Raw genomic sequence first — 18,006 nt, forward strand, 5'->3', positions numbered from 1 at the left:
ACGGTTCAGGGCCCCGCCGGCGTTATGTTACGAAAGGACGCTCAGGACCCAGTCGATGTCGTCGGTGGTCTTCATCTTCTGAAGGACCTCCTCGTCCTCCAGGATGCGGCAGATGTTGGCCAGGACCTCGAGGTGCTCCTCGCCCTTGCCGGCGATGCCGAAGACGAGCTGGGCGCTCTCGCCGTCGTAGTCGACGCCCGCGGGGTACTGCTGCAGGACGACGCCCGTGCGCATGACGCTCTCCTTGGCGTCGTTCGTGCCGTGCGGGATGGCGATGCCCATGCCGATGTAAACGCTGGTGAGGCGGTCGCGCTCGACCATGGCGTCGACGTAGGGGGCCTCGACGTAGCCGCGCGAGACGAGCAGGGCGCCGGAGTCGCGGATAGACTTCTCGCGGTCGACGCTGCCGCAGCCGAGCTGGATGTCGTCGCGGGAGATGGAGAGCGAGGGCTTGTCCTCGGCGGGCGCGACGGACGCGGCCGTGACAGCCGGTTCCTTGAGCTCGGAGGCTCGGGAAAGCCTGGTCAGCGAGTCGTAGAGAGAGTCGAGCGCGGGGTCGTCCAGGAAGTTGTCGATGGTCACGATCTGAGCGTTGGGAGCGCTCCTGCGAGCACGCTCGGAAAGGACGCGCTGGCAGACGACGATGGCGGCCTCTGCAGGCACGGTGTCGACGCTCGAGTGCTTGACGGTGAGATCGGGGCGCTCGGCCTTGATGCGGTTGCGGAAACGGGTGGCGCCCATGGCGGAGGAGCCCATGCCGGCATCGCAGGCGAAGACGATGAGGCCACCCTTCGTGTCGGAGACGACGGCCGCCTCGGCAGAGCCCTTCATCTGGCGCATCTTCTCGCTCGCGGAGTCGAGATCGGCGGCCTGGGCGGAGCGAACGATCGGCGTCGCGATGATGAACGAGACCGCGCAGGCGAGCACGACGCCGATGATGACCTGGACCATGCAGTCGGCCGGCGCCATGGAGAGCACGGCGATGATCGAGCCGGGGGAAGCCGCGGAGGTGAGGCCGGCACCCGTGAACGAGAACCAGGCGATGGCGGCCATGTTGCCCACGATGGGAGCAATGATGACCTTGGGGTTCATGAGCACGTACGGGAAGTAGATCTCGTGGATGCCGCCGAGGAAGTGGATGATCACGGCGCCGGGGGCGGACTGGCGGGTTTTGGCGTCCTTGCAAAAGAAGCAGTAGGCAAGAAGCACACCGAGGCCGGGGCCGGGGTTGGCCTCGAGCAGGTACATGATGGAGCGTCCGGTCTCCTGGGCCTGCGTGATGCCGATCGGGGTAAAGATGCCGTGGTTAATGGCGTTGTTGAGGAAAAGCACCTTGGCGGGCTCGATAAAAATGGCAAGCAGCGGCATCAGGCTGTACTGGACCAGGACATCCACGCCGGCCATGAGGACGGCAAGGATGGCGTTCATCACGGGGCCGATGATCAGGTAGCCGAGCATGGCGAGCAGCATGCCTAGGATGCCGACGGAGAAGTTGTCGATGAGCATCTCGAAGCCCGCGGGCGTGCGGCCGTCCATGAGCTCATCGAACTTCTTGATGAGCCAGCCGGCCGCGGGGCCCATTACCATGGCGCCCATGAGCATGGTAGTGTCGGGGGCGCCGGCGATGCAGCCGATAACCGCGATGGCGCCGACGATGCGGCCGCGGTCGCCGCCGACGAGGTAGCCGCCCTGAGCGGCGATGAGCACGGGGATCAGGTAGGTGAGCATGGGGCTCGCGACGCTGGCGAAGCCCTCGTTGGGGATCCAGCCGGTCGAAATGAAGAGCGCGGTGAGGAAACCCCAGGCGATGAAGGCGCCGATGTTGGGCATCACCATGCCGCTCAGGAACTTACCGAACCGAGAGAGACCGTCTCGAACAGATGACATGGCCTTTCCCTTCCTAACTATGGTCGCCGACGTGCGGCGATCCTCTCCTTTACTAGTATGCGCCGGGGCGCGTGACTTTCGCTTCGCTGACAACAAACAATAACGACTTTCGTTTCAACAGTCTTCTAAATAGATTGAAATAGCTGCGGACGGTGGCTGTTAAGCGGTAAACGGTCGAAATTGACCATCATTTCAAAAGTTCAGACACTTTCTTGACAACAGTTTTGTATGCGTTAATATCTGTTTTGACTTTCGCCGCAACAACTATTCGATGTCGTCACGAAAGGAGAGGCAATGCTGCACACCGTCACGCTCAACCCCGCGCTTGATAAAACGGCAACCGTGGGCGGCTTCGCGATCGACGCGGTGAACCGTATCACCGAGCTCCGCGAGGACGCGGGCGGCAAGGGCATCAACGTGAGCAAAGTCTGCGCGAAGCTGGGGACCGCCTCACTCGCCCATATGCTTCTCGCGGGCCAGACCGGCAAGAAGATCGAGCAGGCGATCCAGGCCATGGGTATCGAGGCCCGCGCCTTCGAGGTGGCCGGTGAGACTCGCACGAACCTCAAGATCGTCGACCCGCGAAACCACACGAACACGGACGTGAACGAGCCGGGTCCACAGGTCTCGGCGACTGAGCTCGCGGCCTTCGCGAAACACCTCACCGATGGGGTCTCGCAAGGCGACGTTGTCGTCCTTGCGGGCAGCCTTCCCAAGGGGGCGAGCGAGGACACCTATGCTCTGCTGGTCCAGAGCCTGCGCTCGCTCGGCGCGAAGGTCTTCCTCGACGCCGACGGCGAGCCGCTGCGCCGCGCCCTGAAGGCCCGCCCCTACCTCATCAAACCGAACGACCACGAGCTCGCAGGGCTCGTAGGGCATGAGCTGAAGAACGTGGGCGAGATCGTCGACGCGGCCAAGGAGCTCGTTGGGTCCGGCATCGAGCGGGTCGTCGTCTCCATGGGCGGCGAGGGCGCCCTCTTCGTTACGGCCGCGCGTGTCCTCTTTGCCCACGCGCCGAAGGTCAAGGTCGGCTCCACGGTCGGCGCGGGCGACTCCGTCGTCGCAGCGCTTGCCCATGCAGAAGGCCTCGGCATGCCCCTTGAGGAGGCGGCGCGCCTCGCCGTGGCGACGGGGTCGGCCAACGTCATGTGCTCCGGCACGCAGGCGGCCGAGCTCGAGGCCGTCCAAGGCCTCATCGACCAGGTAACCATCGAGGAGCTCGCCTAACAAAAAAACAACCGTGGCCACTCCCCCACCAATCCGAAAGGTTTCATCATGAAAGCCAAAGCAGTACGCCTTCACGGCGCGAACGACCTGCGCATGGATGACTTCGAGCTCCCGCAGATAGCCGACGACGAGGTCCTCGTCAAGGTCGTGAGCGACTCCATCTGCATGTCCACTTACAAGTGCGCGACCCTCGGCACCGACCACAAGCGCGTCCACGAGGACGTGGCCGATCACCCCGCCATCATGGGCCACGAGTTCGCGGGCGACATCGTCGAGGTCGGCGCCAAGTGGGCCGACCGCTTCAAGCCCGGCCAGAAGTTCACCATCCAGCCTGCCCTCAACTACAAGGGCACCATGTGGAGCCCCGGCTACTCCTATGAGTTCTGCGGCGGAGACGCGACCTACTGCATCCTGCCCGCCGAGGTCATGGAGTGCGACTGCCTGCTCGCCTACACCGGCGAGGCCTACTACCAGGCATCGCTCGCCGAGCCGATGAGTTGCTCGATCGGAGCCTTCCACGCGGCCTACCACACCCAGATGGGCGTCTACACCCACGAGATGGGCATTCGTGAGGGCGGCAAGCTCGCCATCGTCGCGGGCGCGGGCCCCATGGGCCTGGGCGCGCTCACCTATGCGCTGCATTGCGACCGCAAGCCCGGCCTCGTCGTCGTGGCCGACATCAACCAGGAGCGCCTGGACCGCGCGGCGTCCCTCTTCCCGCCCGAGAAGATCAAGGAGGAGTGCGGCATCGACCTCGTCTTTGCCAATAACGGCCAGATGGAGGACCCTGTGGCCGGCCTGCGCGAGATCTCTGGCGGCACCGGCTTCGACGACGTGCTCTGCTACGCGCCCGTGGCGCCCGTGGTCACGCTCTCGGCCGACCTCCTCGGCCGCGACGGCTGCCTGAACTTCTTCGCCGGCCCCACCGACAAGAAGTTCTCGGCCCCGATGAACTTCTATGAGGTCCACTACGGCTCCACGCACGTCATGGGCACGACGGGCGGCAACACCGCCGACGAGATCGAGTCGCTCGAGCTCACGGCCGCTGGCCGCATCGACCCCGCCGTCATGGTCACGCATGTGGGCGGCCTCGACGCCGCGGCCGAGACGACGCTCAACCTGCCCAAGATCCCGGGCGGCAAGAAGCTCATCTACACGCATGTCTCGATGCCGCTGACCGCCCTCACCGACCTTCGCGAGAAGGCCGCCGACGACGAGCGCTACGCCGGTCTCGCCGACATCGTCGAGGGCAACAACGGCCTGTGGTGCCCCGAGGCGGAGCGCTATCTGCTCGCCAATTTCGACGCCATCGACTAATCGCGGAAACGCCAGCTTTCGAAATAAAACCGCAAGGGGCCCCGAGGCGACGATGCTTCGGGGCCTTGCTAGAATGGGCGAAGCAGATTACTGAGCCCGAAAGATGGGCAAGACCGAATCGAGGCATACGTGTCACAGAACATGAACGAGCGCCGCGACGCTATCGTCGAGCTGGTCAATTCGCTCGGCACGGTTACATTTGCGCAGGTAAAAGCAAACTTCTCGGAAGTGTCCGATATGACGCTGCGCACGGATCTAAAGACGCTCGACGCCGAGCGGCGCATCGTACGCACCCACGGCGGCGCCCGCTCGGTCGAGTACGTCGTAGGCACCGACGACCTGCTGCTCAACAGGCAGGCAAGAAACACCGAGGCAAAGGCCGTTATCGCAAAAAAAGCCGCGGGCCTCGTTCGCCCGAACACGACCTTCTTCCTCGACTCGGGCACGACCACCACAGAGCTCGCCCGCTCGATCGAGGACACGCGGGCCATCGCCTTCACCAACAGCCTGAGCTGCACCGCCGAGCTCGCGCGCCTGGGAGAGCTCAAGACCATCGTCGTCGGCGGAACGCTCAACCGCTACTCCATGAGCCTGAACGGCGGCAAGGCAATCGAGGGGATCTCGGGCCTCTCGTTCGACGTGCTCTTCCTTGGCGTGACGTCCTATGCATCGGCGACGGGCTTCGCCTGCGGGTCCGACGACGAGGCGGCCCTCAAGCGCGCGCTCATCGCCCGCGCCGAGAAGACCGTCGTCCTCATGGACTCGACGAAGCTCGGCCAGAAGAGCACCTTCAGGATCTGCCGTCTCGAGGACGTCGACGTGGTCGTGTCCGACGGGAAGCTCTCGGAGCACTTTCTCAAGAGCTGCGAGGAAGCCGACGTCGAGATACTCTGATAAGACAGGGGGACAGCCCCTTTGTTGACAAGTGGGACAGCCCGTTGTTGACAAAGGAACTATCCCTTCGTCTTATTTGCTGAGGATGCGCTCGAGGTCGAGGACTTGGTCCTTGACGTCCTCAGCGGTCGCGTCAAGGACGAACCACTGCGATCCGAGTCGCAGCCATACATAAGGCCCGAAGCCTCCGCGCAGGGTGCACGACGCCTCGTGATAGCTCGCGTCGCTAGTGAGACCCGGGTAGCGGACCTCGGCCACCTTAGGGTGGCAGCGCAGGTAGTTGGCGATGACCTGGGCCGCGTCGGAGCGCATACGCCACTCCCCCGCCCCCATCTGCTCCTGCATGCAAAGAAGGACCCCGAGATCGGGGCCCTTCTCGTCTGTCTTCTTGAGTTCCACGGCCCTGAAGCCTAGCGGCGCTCGGCGATCTCGGCCTTGAGCTGCTCGACGAAGGCGTCGACGTCCATGGGGACGGTCTCATTCGTGCGGTCGCGCACGGAGATGTTTCCGGCCTCGACCTCCTTCTCGCCGAGGATGAGCATGTAGGGCACGCGGTCGATGGAGCGCGCCTCGCGGATCTTGTAGCCGATCTTCTCGTCGCGCTCGTCGAGCTTCACGCGGATGCCGGCGGCGTCGAGCTTCTCGGCCACGCCGCGCGCATACTCGCGGCTCTTCTCGGAGACGGGCAGGACGTCGACCTGCACGGGCGCGAGCCACGTGGGGAACTTGCCGGCGAAGTGCTCGATCAGGATGCCGATGAAGCGCTCGATGGAGCCGAAGCACACGCGGTGGAGCATGATGGGGCGTTTCTTCTCGCCGTCGGCATCCACGTAATCAAGGTCGAAGTTGATTGGCATCTGGAAGTCGAGCTGCACGGTGCCGCACTGCCAGGTGCGGCCGAGCGAGTCCTCAAGGTGGAAGTCGATCTTGGGGCCGTAGAAGGCGCCGTCGCCCTCGTTGAGCTCATAGTCCATGCCCAGCTGCTCAAGGGCAGTCTTGAGGCCCTGCTCGGCGCGCTCCCAGTCCTCGTCGGAGCCCATGGAGTCCTCGGGGCGGGTGGAGAGCTCGACGTGGTACTTGAAGCCGAACTTCTGGTAGACGGAATCGATCAGGTTGACGACGCCCACAATCTCGTCGGTAAGCTGGTCGGGGCGCACGAACAGGTGCGCATCGTCCTGGTTGAAGCAGCGCACGCGGAAGAGGCCGTGCAGGGCGCCTCGCATCTCGTGGCGGTGCACAAGGCCAATCTCACCGGCACGGATGGGCAGCTCACGGTAGGAGTGGGGCTTGGCCGCATAGACCAGAACGCCGCCCGGGCAGTTCATGGGCTTAACGCAGTACTCCTCGTCGTCGATGATCGTGGAGTACATGTTGTCCTTGTAGTGGTCCCAGTGACCGGAGGTCTTCCACAGCTGCTTGTTCATGATCATCGGAGTGGAAATCTCGACGTAGCCGGCATCGTGGTGAATCTCGCGCCAGTAGTCGAGAAGGGTGTTCTTGAGGACCATGCCGTTGGGCAGGAAGAACGGGAAACCGGGGGCCTCGTCGCGCATCATGAAGAGGTCCATCTCGCGGCCGATCTTGCGGTGGTCGCGCTTCTTGGCCTCCTCGATGAGGCGCAGGTGCTCGTCGAGCTCGTCTTTGGTGGCGAAGGCGGTGCCGTTGATGCGGGTGAGCATCTTGTTGCTCTTATCGCCCTTCCAGTAAGCGCCGGAAACGCCCGTGAGCTTAAAGGCCTTGAGCGCCTTGGTGTAGCAGATGTGGGGGCCGACGCACATGTCGATGTAGGCGCCCTGCTGGTAGAAGGTGATGCGGGCATCGTCGGCGAGGTCGCCGATGTGCTCGACCTTGTACTTCTCGCCGCGCTCCTTCATGAGCTTGACGGCCTCGTCGCGGGTCAGCTCGAAGGTCGTGAACTTAAGGTTCTCCTTCACGATCTTCTTCATCTCGGCCTCGATGGCAGCAAAATCATCCTCGCTCACCTTGACGCCCTCGGGCAGGTCGACGTCATAATAGAAGCCATTGTCAGTCGCGGGGCCGTAGGCGAAGTCGGCGCCGGGGTACAGGCGCGCGATGGCCTGGGCCATGATGTGTGCAGCGGAGTGACGGACGACGTGAGTGACCTCGTCCTCGGGGCACTCGATGACCTGACCGTCGTTTTGCAGGATCTTCATTTGAAAAACTCTCCCTCGAATACGTGACGCGGGTGCTCAGCACGAAAAACGCCCGTCGGCGCCTTGCGGCATCGGGGGCGATATGTGGCGCCTGCCACACGGCTTCGCTGGCCGCGGGTGTGGGGCAGGTGCCTAGATAGTGTTAGTTCGCGCGACGAGCGCGGGAATGTTCAACATGCTGCAGGACCTTTCGTTGCTCAACATGTATAGGTTTACCACAAATAATCGCTGCTAGAAACCCACGCAACAAAAGAACCCCTGCCGAAGCAGGGGCTTGTTCGTCACGTTGGGCTACTGGATCCGAGTGCGGCAGTAGGGACAAACCTTCCAGTCGGCGTTGAGCGGACGGTGGCAGGTCGGGCAGACGTTGCGCACCTGCGTGTTGCAGATCGGGCAGACGACGAAGTCGCGGTCGATGGGCGCCGCGCACTTGGGGCAGATGCCGTAGTGCGAGAGCTGGTGCTCGCGAAGCGCGATGTCGAGGTCCTGCTCCTCGCGGTCGATGATGTAGGAGCTTGGGCGCAGGATGACGTAGGCGAGCAGGCCGACGATGGGGATGGCCGAGATGATGGCCCACATCCACCAAGGCTCGGCGCCGCGGCGCTGGGCGTCGCGCACGACGTAGACGATGGACAGGATGTAAAGCATGACGACGCAAACAACCATCAGGTAGAGGACCATGCGGACCTCAGGCGTAAGGATTTGGTCGATCAGTTCCGACATAAGTGGGACCCCTTCGTTATCTATATCAACGCACGTTGCCGGGACACCTGGCAAGCACAAACGACTGTATTGTAGCAGAGCTTATGCGAACTCGGCGGCGACCTCTCCCGCAAGAGTTATGGAACCGCATACAATGAGCGGTTCTTCACAGAGTGCGGACAAAGCGGAGGGCACGTCGGCGTACTCCCCCACGATCTCGGAGCCAGCGTCGCGGAAGAGTTCGGCCAGCTCGCGGACGGCGAGCGCGCGCGGCGAGGAGGTCTGGGTGCAGGCAACCTTTGGGAAGCGCGGGCTAAGTTGCTCAACGATGCCTTTAACGTCCTTGTCGGCGAGAACGGCACACAGAAGGAGAGGCTCAGAGCCGTCGACGAAGGTGATCTCGGAAAGGCTCGCGAGGAATGCCTGGACGCTCTGGGGGTTGTGGCAGGCGTCGATGAGCAGCGGCGGCTCGGGGCGCAGCAGCTGGAAGCGGCCGGGGGTCGGGCAGGCGATGACGCTCTGGTAGAGCTTCTCGGCATCGAGTGCGCGGCCGAGGTGGTCCTCGCAGAGCGCGACGGCGCAGGCGATGTTGGCGGCCTGATAGCTGGGCTTCAGCGCCGCGAGCTCGTGATAGTCGGCGCGCGAGGTCGTGACGTCGAGCTCGAGCGGGGCACCGAGGCGGGAGGGGCGCTTGGTCACGCGGAAGGCCGCGCGAGGGAGGGCCGCGTCGGCCGGGGCCTGGGCGTCGTCGGCCGGGGTCTGGGCGTCGTCGGCCGGGGTCTCGAGCACCAGCGTCGGAGTCACGCCGGCGCTGGCGCACTGCTCAAGGAAAACGGCCTCGACCGAGGGGGCCTCGGCGCAGCCGCTGCCCAACACGCAGGTGCGCCCCGGCTTGATGATGGCGGCCTTCTCGCCGGCGATGGCCTCGAGCGTGTCGCCGAGGACGCGAATGTGGTCGAGCCCGATGCCGGTCACGGCCACCGACCTGATGGACTTGGCGGCGGAGGTCGCATCCCAGCGGCCGCCCATGCCGCACTCGAGCACGCAGACGTCGACGCCCGCGCGCGCGAAGACGACCATGGCGGCCACAGTCAGGGTATCGAACTCGGTGATGTCATAGGGGCGCTCGCCGGCTGCGGCCCGGCGCGCGTTGACGCGGCGGCCCGCCTCGGCGGCCGCCGAGATGCCGTAGGCGAAATCGGCCTCGGACACCGGGGTGCCCGCGACCTCCATCCGCTCGGTGTAGCTCACGAGCTCGGGCGAGGTGTAGAGCGCGCACCTCTTGCCCTCGCCGGCGAGGATGGCCGCCGTGTAGCGCGAGGTCGAGGTCTTGCCGTTCGTCCCGGCAATCTGCACGCAATCGAAGGCGAGGTCGGGGTCGGCGAGCTCGGCGAGCATGTCCTCGACCGTCTCGAGCATGGGGCAGATGCCGAAGCGCAGGGCCGAGTGCAGCTCTGCGAGCGACCCCTCGTAGTCGAGGGCCTCGAACTCGAACGGAACCTGGTACATAGAATCTCCTCGGGGGGCGTCAGCGGCCTTGAATGAGGCGCATGGCCTCCTGCCTGGTCTTTATTTCACGCAAACAGCCGCGCACGGCGGAGGTCGCGGTGACGGCGCCGGCCGAGCGAATGCCCCGCATGGTCATGCAGGTGTGCTCGGCCTCAAGAACGACGAGGACGCCGAGCGGGTTCAGCTCGCGGACGACGGCGTCGGCGATCTGGCCCGTAAGGCGCTCCTGCAGCTGCGGGCGATGCGCATAGCCGCTCACGCACCGGCCGATCTTGGAGAGGCCGGTCACGTGGCCGTCGCGCGGGATGTAGCAGACGTGCGCCTTGCCGACGAAGGGCAGCAGGTGGTGCTCGCACATAGAGGAGAAGGGGATGTCGCGCACGACGACCATCTCCTCGTTACCGGGCTCATGGAACTGCTTTCGCAGGTAGGCGCCTGGGTCCTCCTGCAGGCCGCCGAAGACCTCCTCGCAGGCGCGCGCAACGCGGTCAGGCGTGCCGAGAAGCCCCTCGCGGTCGGGGTCCTCGCCGATGCCGATGAGGAACTCGCGGACCGCGGCCTCGATGCGGGGCTTGTCGATGGGGCGGGAGTGACCAAGCTTGACCTGCACGGTCGCACTGGTGTGGCCTTCAGCGTTGAGCTGCTCGGACATGCGCCTACTCCTTTCCCCTCTTGCGTCCGTAGACAAACCAGTAGGCGGCACCGAGCGCAGCGCCGCCGGCGGCGTTGCCGAGGATGGCGGCCGAGAGGTTCATTGCGCATCCGCCGAGCGTGACCGCGCCGGCCACGCCTGTGGCCTGCAGCATCAGTGCGTACGGCAAGAAGAACATGTTGGCCACGCAGTGCTCGAAGCCCGCGCCCATGAAGGCCATGACGGGCAGCAGCGCGGCGAAGAACTTATCCGCGACGTTCGTGGAGGCGTGGCCGCACCAGACGGCCAGGCAAACGAGCACGTTGCAGAGGATCGCGCGGAAAAACACCGTGAGCCAGGGCAGCGACGTCTTGGCCGTGGCGACCGAGATGGCCGCCTGCGCGAAGGCGCCACCGTTGGCAGAAGCCGCGTCGGCCCCGATGAGCAGGGCCGCGGCGAGCACGGAACCCACGAGGTTGCCGACGATGACGACGAGCCAGCTCTTGAGCAGGCCGCCCCAGCCGAAGCGGCCTGAGAGCGGCCCCATGACCATGAGGCAGTTGCCCGTGAAGAGCTCGGCTCCCGCGGCCAGGATCAGGAAGAGACCGAGGGTAAAGGAGAAGCCGCCGAGGAGCTGCGTGGCGGCGAAGGGCAGCGTGCCGTCGCACTTGACGACGAGCATGAAGGTGGCGCCCATGGCGACGAAGAGGCCCGCAAGGATGGCGAGCGCGAAGGCAGGCGCGGGCTCGGTGGCGGCCTTTGTGGCGGCGACGCGCTCGGCCTTGAGCTCGATCGACGCGGGCGTCATCGCGCCGCTGTAGGACGAGGAGGGTTTCTCGCTCAGTTTCATGAGAGGGTCCTTTCTGCTGCTTCCACCAGGTGTTTGGCAAGAACCGCCGTGGTCACGGAGCCGACGCCGCGCGGCACCGGGGTAATGGCACGGACATTGGGCTCGGCCGCGTCGAAGTCGACGTCGCCCACAAGCTTACCTGTGGCCTCGTCCCAGTTGATCCCCACGTCCACGACGACCTGGCCCTCGCGGACGGCATCGGCGCCCACGGTGCGGGCATGGCCGGCGGCCGCCACCACGACGTCGGAGGCGGCGCAGGCTGCAGCGAGATCGAGGGTGTGCGTGTGGCACATGGTCACGGTGGCGTTTCTTGCCTGCAGCATCATCGATACGGGCTTGCCGATGACGAGCGAGCGCCCGATGACGGTCACGTTCGCGCCGTCGAGCTCCACACCGTAGAAATCCAGGAGCTCTACCACTGCCTCGGCCGTGCAGGGCGCGAAGCCCGCGCCGCGGCCCGAGAGCGTGGTGAGAAGCGACGTCGGGGTCATGCAGTCGAGGTCCTTTTCCGGCGCGAGCGCGGCGCAGACAGCGGCCTCGTCGATCGACTTCGGCAGCGGGCGGAACATGAGGACGCCATGGACGTCGCCGCGGGCGTTCAGGTCCTCAAGCGCAGAGACCATCGACTCGGTCGTGGCTTCGTCGGCACAAACCTCGATGACCTCCGCCTCGATGCCCAGCGCGGCGCAGCGCTTAAGGGCGCCGCGCTCGTAGGAGAGGTCGTCCTCTCGCGCGCCGACGCGAACAATGGCCAGCTTAGGTATGGTACCGACGGCCTTCAAGGCCTCGATGCGCGGGGCCAGGCGCTCGTTGATCGCCTTGGCGACGGGCAGGCCGAGCATGAGTTCAGCCACGTTAGTCCTCCTTAACAAAGCTCGCGGCCACAGCCGCGCCGAGGGCGTCTGCGTGGTCGGCCGCCTCGAGCAGGGAAGCGACCTCGGAATCGACCTCGGCGGCATAGGCGCGGTCGGCGAGCGAACGGGTGTTCACGGAGACGTTCATCGCGGCGCAGCGCAGGGCGGCCGCGGCGAGATAAGCGCCGCAGCCAACGTCGGAGCGCAGCATCTTTGAGCCTTTCTCGCCGAGGACCTCGAGCTCGTCGACGAGCAAGGCGATCTCGCGCGCCATCTTGAGAGGCGGCAGGAGGGCCGAGCGGGTGGCCTCATCGAGCGCCTCCTCGCGCCCCTCGGCGCCCTTCGGTATGCCATAGGCCCGGCTCAGCGGCTCGAACGCCTCGGCGTCCTCACCCACGAGCGAGATAAGCGCGGCGCGCGAGGCCTCCGACGCGGCGAGCGCGGCCTGGATCTCGGGCTCGTAGGCGGCGTAGGCCTTCTTGCCGCTCGTGTAGTTGCCCACCATGCCGGCGAGGGACGCGGCGAGCGCACCTGCGAGGGCCGCCGCGCCGCCGCCGCCCGGCACCGGCTCCTTTGAGAAGAGCTTCTTGCTAAACGCGTCGCAGCTCAGATCAGTTAAAGACATATCAAACTCCTAATAAGACGAGGAATTGTCCCCTTGTCTTATTTAGAACAGGCCGACGATTCTGCCGTCGGCGGTCACGTCGATCTTCTCGGCGGCGGGGACCTTCGGGAGGCCGGGCATCGTCATGATCGAGCCGGTGAGCACGACCACGAAGCCGGCGCCCGCGGACACGCGCACGTCGCGCACGGTGATGGTGAAGCCCTCGGGCGCGCCGAGCCTGGTCTGGTCGTCGGTGAAGCTGTACTGGGTCTTGGCCATGCAGATCGGCAGGCCGCCGAAGCCCTGCTCCTCGAGCTGTTTCAGCATGCGGGAGGCCTTGGGCTCGAAGACGACGCCGTCGGCATGGTAGACCTTCTTGGCGATGGCCTCGATCTTTGCCTTGAGGGGCTGGTCGAGTTCGTAGGCGAAGGCGAAGTCGTTGGACTGCTCGCAGAGGCGCACGACCTCCTCGGCCAACGCCCGACCGCCCTCGCCTCCCTTTGCCCAGACCTCGGAGAGCGCCACGTTGACGCCGAGCTCGTGACACTCCTCTTCAACGAGGGCCAGCTCAGCGGCCGTATCGGTCGGGAAGGCGTTGATGGCCACGACGACTGGCAGGCCCCAGACGTCCTTGATGTTGGACACGTGGCGCAGAAGGTTCGGGATGCCGGCCTCGAGCGCCTCAAGGTTCTCGGAGGTGAGCTCGGTTTTCGGCACGCCGCCGTTGTACTTGAGGGCACGCACGGTGGCCACGAGCACGACCGCGGAGGGCGTGAGCTCACCCGCGCGGCAGACGATGTCGAGGAACTTCTCGGCACCGAGGTCGGCGCCGAATCCGGCCTCGGTAACGGCGTAGTCGGCGAGCTTCAGGGCGCAATCGGTCGCCTCGAGCGAGTTGCAGCCGTGGGCGATGTTGGCGAAGGGCCCGCCGTGGACGAAGGCGGGGTTGCCCTCGAGGGTCTGCACGAGGTTCGGCTTGATAGCGTCCTTGAGCAGCGCGGCCATGGCGCCCTGCGCATTGATGTCGGCCACCGTGACGGGCTCGCGGTCGTAGGTGTAGGCGATGACCATGCGGCCCAGGCGGTCGCGAAGGTCCATGAGGTCGGAGGCGAGGCAGAAGGCCGCCATGACCTCGGAGGCCACGGTGATGTCGAAGCCGTCCTCGCGCGGCATGCCGTTGGCGATGCCGCCGAGACCGTCGACGACCTGCCTGAGCTGGCGGTCGTTCATGTCGACGACGCGCTTCCACACGATGCGGCGCGGGTCGATGCCCAGTGCGTTGCCCTGCTTGATGTGGTTATCGAGCATGGCGGCGCAAAGGTTGTTGGCCGCGCCGATGGCGTGGAAGTCGCCGGTGAAGTGCAGGTTGATGTCCTCCATGGGGACGACCTGGGCATAGCCGCCGCCCGCGGCGCCGCCCTTGATGCCGAAGACGGGGCCGAGCGAAGGCTCGCGGAGGCAGAGCATCGCCTGCTTGCCCATGGCGTTCAGGGCGTCCGCGAGGCCGACCGAGGTGGTCGTCTTGCCCTCGCCGGCGGGCGTCGGGTTAATGGCCGTGACCAGCACGAGCTTACCGCGGCGGGGCCTATCGGACAGCGCATGGATATCGACCTTGGCCTTGGTCTTGCCGTAGTGCTCGAGCATGTCCTCGCTAAGCCCTACCTTGGCGGCGACCTCGGAGATGGGGAGCATACGGGCTTCCTGGGCAATCTCGATGTCGGACTTGTATTCGGCCATGGGCCCTCCTTTTCTTGGTCACTCAAAACCATAACTATACGGCACGTGCGTTTCCGTCGTGTACCATCTTTGGCGGCACCACAAAGGAAAGAGGGATATGGGCGAGCAGCAGAAGACCGAGACGACCACCGACCGCCTCAAGTTGATCTTGGGCGAGGAGGGCCTCATGCGCCTCGCGGGCGCGACTGTCATGGTAATCGGCCTCGGGGGCGTGGGTTCCAACTGCGTCGAGGCGCTCGCCCGCGGCGGCGTCGGGCACTTCGTGCTGCTGGACCGAGACGTCGTGGCCCCCTCGAACGTGAACCGCCAAGCCATCGCCTTTACCAGCACCATCGGCCAGGTCAAGGCCGAGGTGACGGACGCGATGGTCAAGGACATCAACCCTGAGGCCGAGGTCTGCGCCGTCCACGCCTTCCTCGAGAAGGACCGCATCGCCGAGCAGCTGGGCGAGCTTCCCCGGCCTGATTACGTCGTCGACGCCATCGACACCGTCGCGCAGAAGCTGCGCCTCGCCGAGTGGTGCCAGGCGCAGGGCATCCGAGAGATCTCGGCCATGGGCGGCGGCAATAAGCTCGACCCCTGCCGCCTCAAGTTCTCGACCATCGAGGACACTGTCAACTGCCCGCTTGCCCGCATCATGCGCAAGGAGTGCCGCCGACGCGGCATCCGCGGCCTTCAGGTCCTCTACTCCGATGAGCAGCCCGTCAAGATGGAGGCCATCTCCGACGAGCAGTGGATGGAGTCCGGCAGCCTCCTCGGGACGATGAGCTACTTCCCGCCCATCATGGGCCAGATGATCGCGAGCCGCGTGATCCGCGACCTTCTCGGCTGGAAATAGAACATGGCGCGAGCAAGCGAAACGAGCACCAGCTCGGAAAGGCTGCTGAGCGAAGAGCCGCTTGCCGCCATCGTCGGTTTCGCCGTGCCGATGGCCCTTTCGAGCCTGCTCGAGCAGCTCTACAACATGGTGGACTCCATCGTTGCCGGCAACTTCCTCGGCGAGACGGCGGTGGCTGCCGTGGGCGCGTCCTTCTCGCTGTGCAACGTGCTCGTGTACGCGGCCATCGGCTGCGGCATCGGCGCGGGTGTGCTCGCCGCGAGGCGCTACGGCGAGGGGTCGCGCGCCGGTGCGGCGAGGGTCATCTGGACCTCGGTCGCGCTTTTCTCGGCCGTGGGTCTGGTGCTTGCCGTGGCGGGGCTGCCGCTGGCTGACCTCGTGCTCGAGGCGCTGGGGACGCCTGCCGAGGCGCTTGCCGACTCCGTGGCCTACATGGCCGTCTATTTCTTCGGCCTGCCGGCGCTCTTCTCACTGAACGCGACCTCGGCCATGTTCAACGCCGTGGGGGACTCGAGGACGCCGCTCGCGCTCCTCGCGGTATCGGCGCTCATCAACGTGGCGGGCGACGTCGCCTCGACGGCGTTTCTCGGCATGGGGGTCGCGGGCATCGCGGTCTCGACCGTGGCCGCGGAGTACGTCGTCGCCGTCCTCGGCGCGCTCATCCTCTGGAATCGAACCCGCCGCTGGTCAGATGGCAAGTCGATGTTGGACAAAAGCCTTGTCTTCCCCATCGAGCGCCTGGCCGTCCCCTCAGTCCTGCAGCAATCGACCATCGCCATCGGCCTCATGCTCGTGCAGTCGGTTGTCAACGGCTTCGGAGCATCGTACCTCGCGGGCTTCTCGGCCGCTATGCGCGTTGAGAACGTGGCCACAGTCCCGACGATCGCGCTGGGAAGCGCCCTTTCGTCCTTTGCGTCGCAGAACGTGGGCGCGGGCCAAGATGAGCGTGCCGATGAGGGGTATCGCGTCTCCCAACGCCTGGTCGCGGTCACGGCCATCACCATTTTTGCTGTCTACCAGCTCTTCTGCGAACAGATCATTGCCGCATTCCTTGGGTCGGACGCAACGCCTGCGGCCATGCAGGTCGGCGTCGACTACATGCGCTTCGTCGGTTGGTGCTATGCCCTTATCGGGCTCAAGAACGTGGCCGACGGGATGCTTCGCGGCCTCGGTGATACGCGTATCTTTACCTGGGCGAACATCATCAACCTCGGGCTTCGTGTGGGACTTGCGCACCTGCTCGCGCCGAGCCTCGGCGTCGCCGTGACCTGGTGGGTCGTGCCGCTCGGGTGGTTCGTCAACTTCGCGATCTCCCACGCCGGCGTCGTCGCGTGGAGAAAAAATCTGCGCCAAGCCGCAAACGGCGCTTAAGCGGATTTAAGGCCACGGGCGTCCCGCATAAGGTTGCCTTTTTGCGGCGCAGAGCCTAATTTGCAGGGTCCGCAGAGAAACCGTTCGCACAAAATCAGGGATGGCGGCAGTTTTCCGCGGTCCGTCCGAGTAGCCGAAATTTACGCAGCCTTCCTACCTGCGGTTTTGTTAGGCTCAACGCACGGGATACTCGGAAGGCCCGCGGAAAACTGCCGCCATCCCTGATTATTTGCAGCCGGGCGGCGCGTAAGCGGTTTTGTGCGGGCGATTGCGGGCCTAAACGGATGAAGTTACGCCCGCGGGCGCGCCTTCGCTACGGACGAGCGCTCGACGAGCTCGCAGGAAAGTCGCACCGTCTGCGCCCCCCTGCCCTCATCGAGCCCCGCGAGAACAGACTCGAAGGCGATCCTCCCCACGCCGCCGAGGTCGAAGCGCACCGTGGTCAGCGAGTTGTTCGGCACCGTGCCCGTCAGCGAGTCGTCGACGCCGATGACGCTCACGTCCTCAGGGACGCGCAGGCCGGCGTCGCGAAGCGCCTCGATGACGCCCAGGGCCATCGAGTCGTTGGCCGCGTACACCGCCGTCATCGAGCGGTCGGCAGCGAGCCGCGCGCCGATCTCGTAGCCCGAATCAGCGCCCCAGTCGCCGGTAAGCGGGTCTGCCGGCGCGACGCCCATGGCCTCGAGTCCCTCTCGCCAGCCAGCCTCGCGATACTGTGAGTCGATGGCGTCCGCGGGCCCCGAGACGAAGCGGATCTGCCTGTGGCCGTATGCCGCGAGATGCTCGAGCGCGAGCGTCGAGCAGGCGTACTGGTCGCTCTCGACCGTGGTGCAGCGGGGATGCGAGTACATGGAGAGAAGCACGGTCGAGACATCGGGGGCAGGCTCGAACTCGTAGAAATCGTCGGGCATCGAGGCCACGCGGACGATCAATCCGTCGATGGGCAGCGTCGCCATGCGGCGTGCGACCTTGGAAAGCGAAGTCCCCTCCCCCTCCTCGAGGGTAAGGAGCGTGATGGCATAGCCGTTCTCGCGCGCGGCGGCCGAGATGCCCTCGAGGGTCTGGAGGTTGCCCGCCTGCGAAAGATCGTAGACGCACAGGCCGACCGTCTTGTACCTGCCGGTCCGAAGCGAGCGACCCGCGAAATTGGGGCGGAAACCGAGCTCGGCGATGGCGCGCTCGACTTTTTCCGCGGTGGCCTCGCTCACGTTGGGCACATGGTTCACGACGCGCGAGACGGTCTGCTGCGAGACGCCGACAAGCGCGGCGACGTCCGCCATCGAGACGGGGCGGCCGCTTTGGGCCGGGCTTCTTCTCGCCATTCGCAGATACCCTTTTCTGATCGTCGTGGACACGTGATGGAGTATAGCGAAATTCTCACTGGTAAACGGCTATGAGTACGTTAACATTG

Annotated in this window: 16 protein-coding genes; 5 read left to right on the plus strand and 11 right to left on the minus strand. The window is 65.4% G+C overall.

The genetic code is table 11. The features are described from left to right. Positions 1-27: 27 nt before the first annotated feature. The gene (locus U5709_RS03390) at positions 28-1,887 is read right to left on the minus strand and encodes a PTS mannitol transporter subunit IICBA (protein ID WP_321972782.1); all 1,860 of its coding nucleotides are present in this window, start codon (positions 1,885-1,887) and stop codon (positions 28-30) included. A 294-nt stretch (positions 1,888-2,181) separates the two neighbouring features. Between U5709_RS03390 and pfkB the strand changes: the two genes are divergently transcribed. From pfkB to U5709_RS03405, 3 genes are all read left to right on the plus strand, one after another. Further along, positions 2,182-3,114, plus strand: coding sequence for a 1-phosphofructokinase (pfkB, locus tag U5709_RS03395; RefSeq protein ID WP_321970768.1), 933 nt, complete (start codon positions 2,182-2,184; stop codon positions 3,112-3,114). Between the two features lie 48 nt (positions 3,115-3,162). Beyond that, the gene (locus tag U5709_RS03400; RefSeq protein WP_321970769.1) at positions 3,163-4,431 is read left to right on the plus strand and encodes a zinc-binding dehydrogenase; all 1,269 of its coding nucleotides are present in this window, start codon (positions 3,163-3,165) and stop codon (positions 4,429-4,431) included. Positions 4,432-4,560: 129 nt separating this feature from the next. After that, a complete protein-coding gene (locus tag U5709_RS03405; protein ID WP_321972783.1) occupies positions 4,561-5,325 on the plus strand; it encodes a DeoR/GlpR family DNA-binding transcription regulator in 765 nt (254 codons plus the stop codon). 72 nt (positions 5,326-5,397) lie between these two features. On the opposite strand, the gene U5709_RS03410 is transcribed toward U5709_RS03405, so the two are convergent. The 9 genes from U5709_RS03410 to U5709_RS03450 all read right to left on the minus strand — a co-directional run bounded on the left by U5709_RS03410 (position 5,398) and on the right by U5709_RS03450 (position 14,386). Next, positions 5,398-5,724 (minus strand): hypothetical protein, encoded by a 327-nt coding sequence (locus tag U5709_RS03410; protein WP_321972784.1) that lies wholly within the window; start codon positions 5,722-5,724, stop codon positions 5,398-5,400. An 11-nt stretch (positions 5,725-5,735) separates the two neighbouring features. Continuing rightward, entirely contained in the window at positions 5,736-7,499 is a 1,764-nt protein-coding gene (gene thrS / locus U5709_RS03415) for a threonine--tRNA ligase (protein ID WP_321972785.1), read from the minus strand. A 291-nt stretch (positions 7,500-7,790) separates the two neighbouring features. Beyond that, on the minus strand, positions 7,791-8,222 hold the full coding sequence (locus U5709_RS03420) for a zinc ribbon domain-containing protein (RefSeq protein WP_321970773.1): 432 nt from the start codon (positions 8,220-8,222) through the stop codon (positions 7,791-7,793). An 81-nt stretch (positions 8,223-8,303) separates the two neighbouring features. Beyond that, the gene (locus U5709_RS03425) at positions 8,304-9,710 is read right to left on the minus strand and encodes a bifunctional folylpolyglutamate synthase/dihydrofolate synthase (RefSeq protein WP_321972786.1); all 1,407 of its coding nucleotides are present in this window, start codon (positions 9,708-9,710) and stop codon (positions 8,304-8,306) included. Positions 9,711-9,729: 19 nt separating this feature from the next. After that, on the minus strand, positions 9,730-10,362 hold the full coding sequence (gene folE / locus U5709_RS03430; protein WP_321970775.1) for a GTP cyclohydrolase I FolE: 633 nt from the start codon (positions 10,360-10,362) through the stop codon (positions 9,730-9,732). A gap of 4 nt (positions 10,363-10,366) precedes the next feature. Continuing rightward, positions 10,367-11,191 (minus strand): formate/nitrite transporter family protein, encoded by an 825-nt coding sequence (locus U5709_RS03435; RefSeq protein ID WP_321970776.1) that lies wholly within the window; start codon positions 11,189-11,191, stop codon positions 10,367-10,369. Then, a complete protein-coding gene (locus tag U5709_RS03440; protein WP_321972787.1) occupies positions 11,188-12,045 on the minus strand; it encodes a bifunctional 5,10-methylenetetrahydrofolate dehydrogenase/5,10-methenyltetrahydrofolate cyclohydrolase in 858 nt (285 codons plus the stop codon). The genes U5709_RS03435 and U5709_RS03440 overlap by 4 nt, the downstream gene beginning before the upstream one ends. Before the next feature lies 1 nt (position 12,046). Next, positions 12,047-12,670, minus strand: a complete 624-nt coding sequence (locus U5709_RS03445) for a cyclodeaminase/cyclohydrolase family protein (protein WP_321970778.1) — start codon at positions 12,668-12,670, stop codon at positions 12,047-12,049. 42 nt (positions 12,671-12,712) lie between these two features. Beyond that, on the minus strand, positions 12,713-14,386 hold the full coding sequence (locus tag U5709_RS03450; RefSeq protein ID WP_321970779.1) for a formate--tetrahydrofolate ligase: 1,674 nt from the start codon (positions 14,384-14,386) through the stop codon (positions 12,713-12,715). Between the two features lie 97 nt (positions 14,387-14,483). Here U5709_RS03450 and U5709_RS03455 point away from each other — a divergent pair, with 97 nt between their 5' ends. Together U5709_RS03455 and U5709_RS03460 are read left to right on the plus strand one after the other, a co-directional pair. Continuing rightward, entirely contained in the window at positions 14,484-15,224 is a 741-nt protein-coding gene (locus tag U5709_RS03455; protein WP_321970780.1) for a tRNA threonylcarbamoyladenosine dehydratase, read from the plus strand. 3 nt (positions 15,225-15,227) lie between these two features. Next, positions 15,228-16,595 carry an MATE family efflux transporter gene (locus U5709_RS03460; RefSeq protein ID WP_321970781.1) on the plus strand — a complete coding sequence of 456 codons (1,368 nt, stop codon included), beginning with the start codon at positions 15,228-15,230 and terminating at the stop codon, positions 16,593-16,595. 290 nt (positions 16,596-16,885) lie between these two features. On the opposite strand, the gene U5709_RS03465 is transcribed toward U5709_RS03460, so the two are convergent. Further along, entirely contained in the window at positions 16,886-17,917 is a 1,032-nt protein-coding gene (locus tag U5709_RS03465) for a LacI family DNA-binding transcriptional regulator (protein ID WP_321970782.1), read from the minus strand. Positions 17,918-18,006: the final 89 nt, after the last annotated feature.

This window comes from Paratractidigestivibacter sp., assembly GCF_963660155.1.
Lineage (GTDB): Bacteria > Actinomycetota > Coriobacteriia > Coriobacteriales > Atopobiaceae > Paratractidigestivibacter.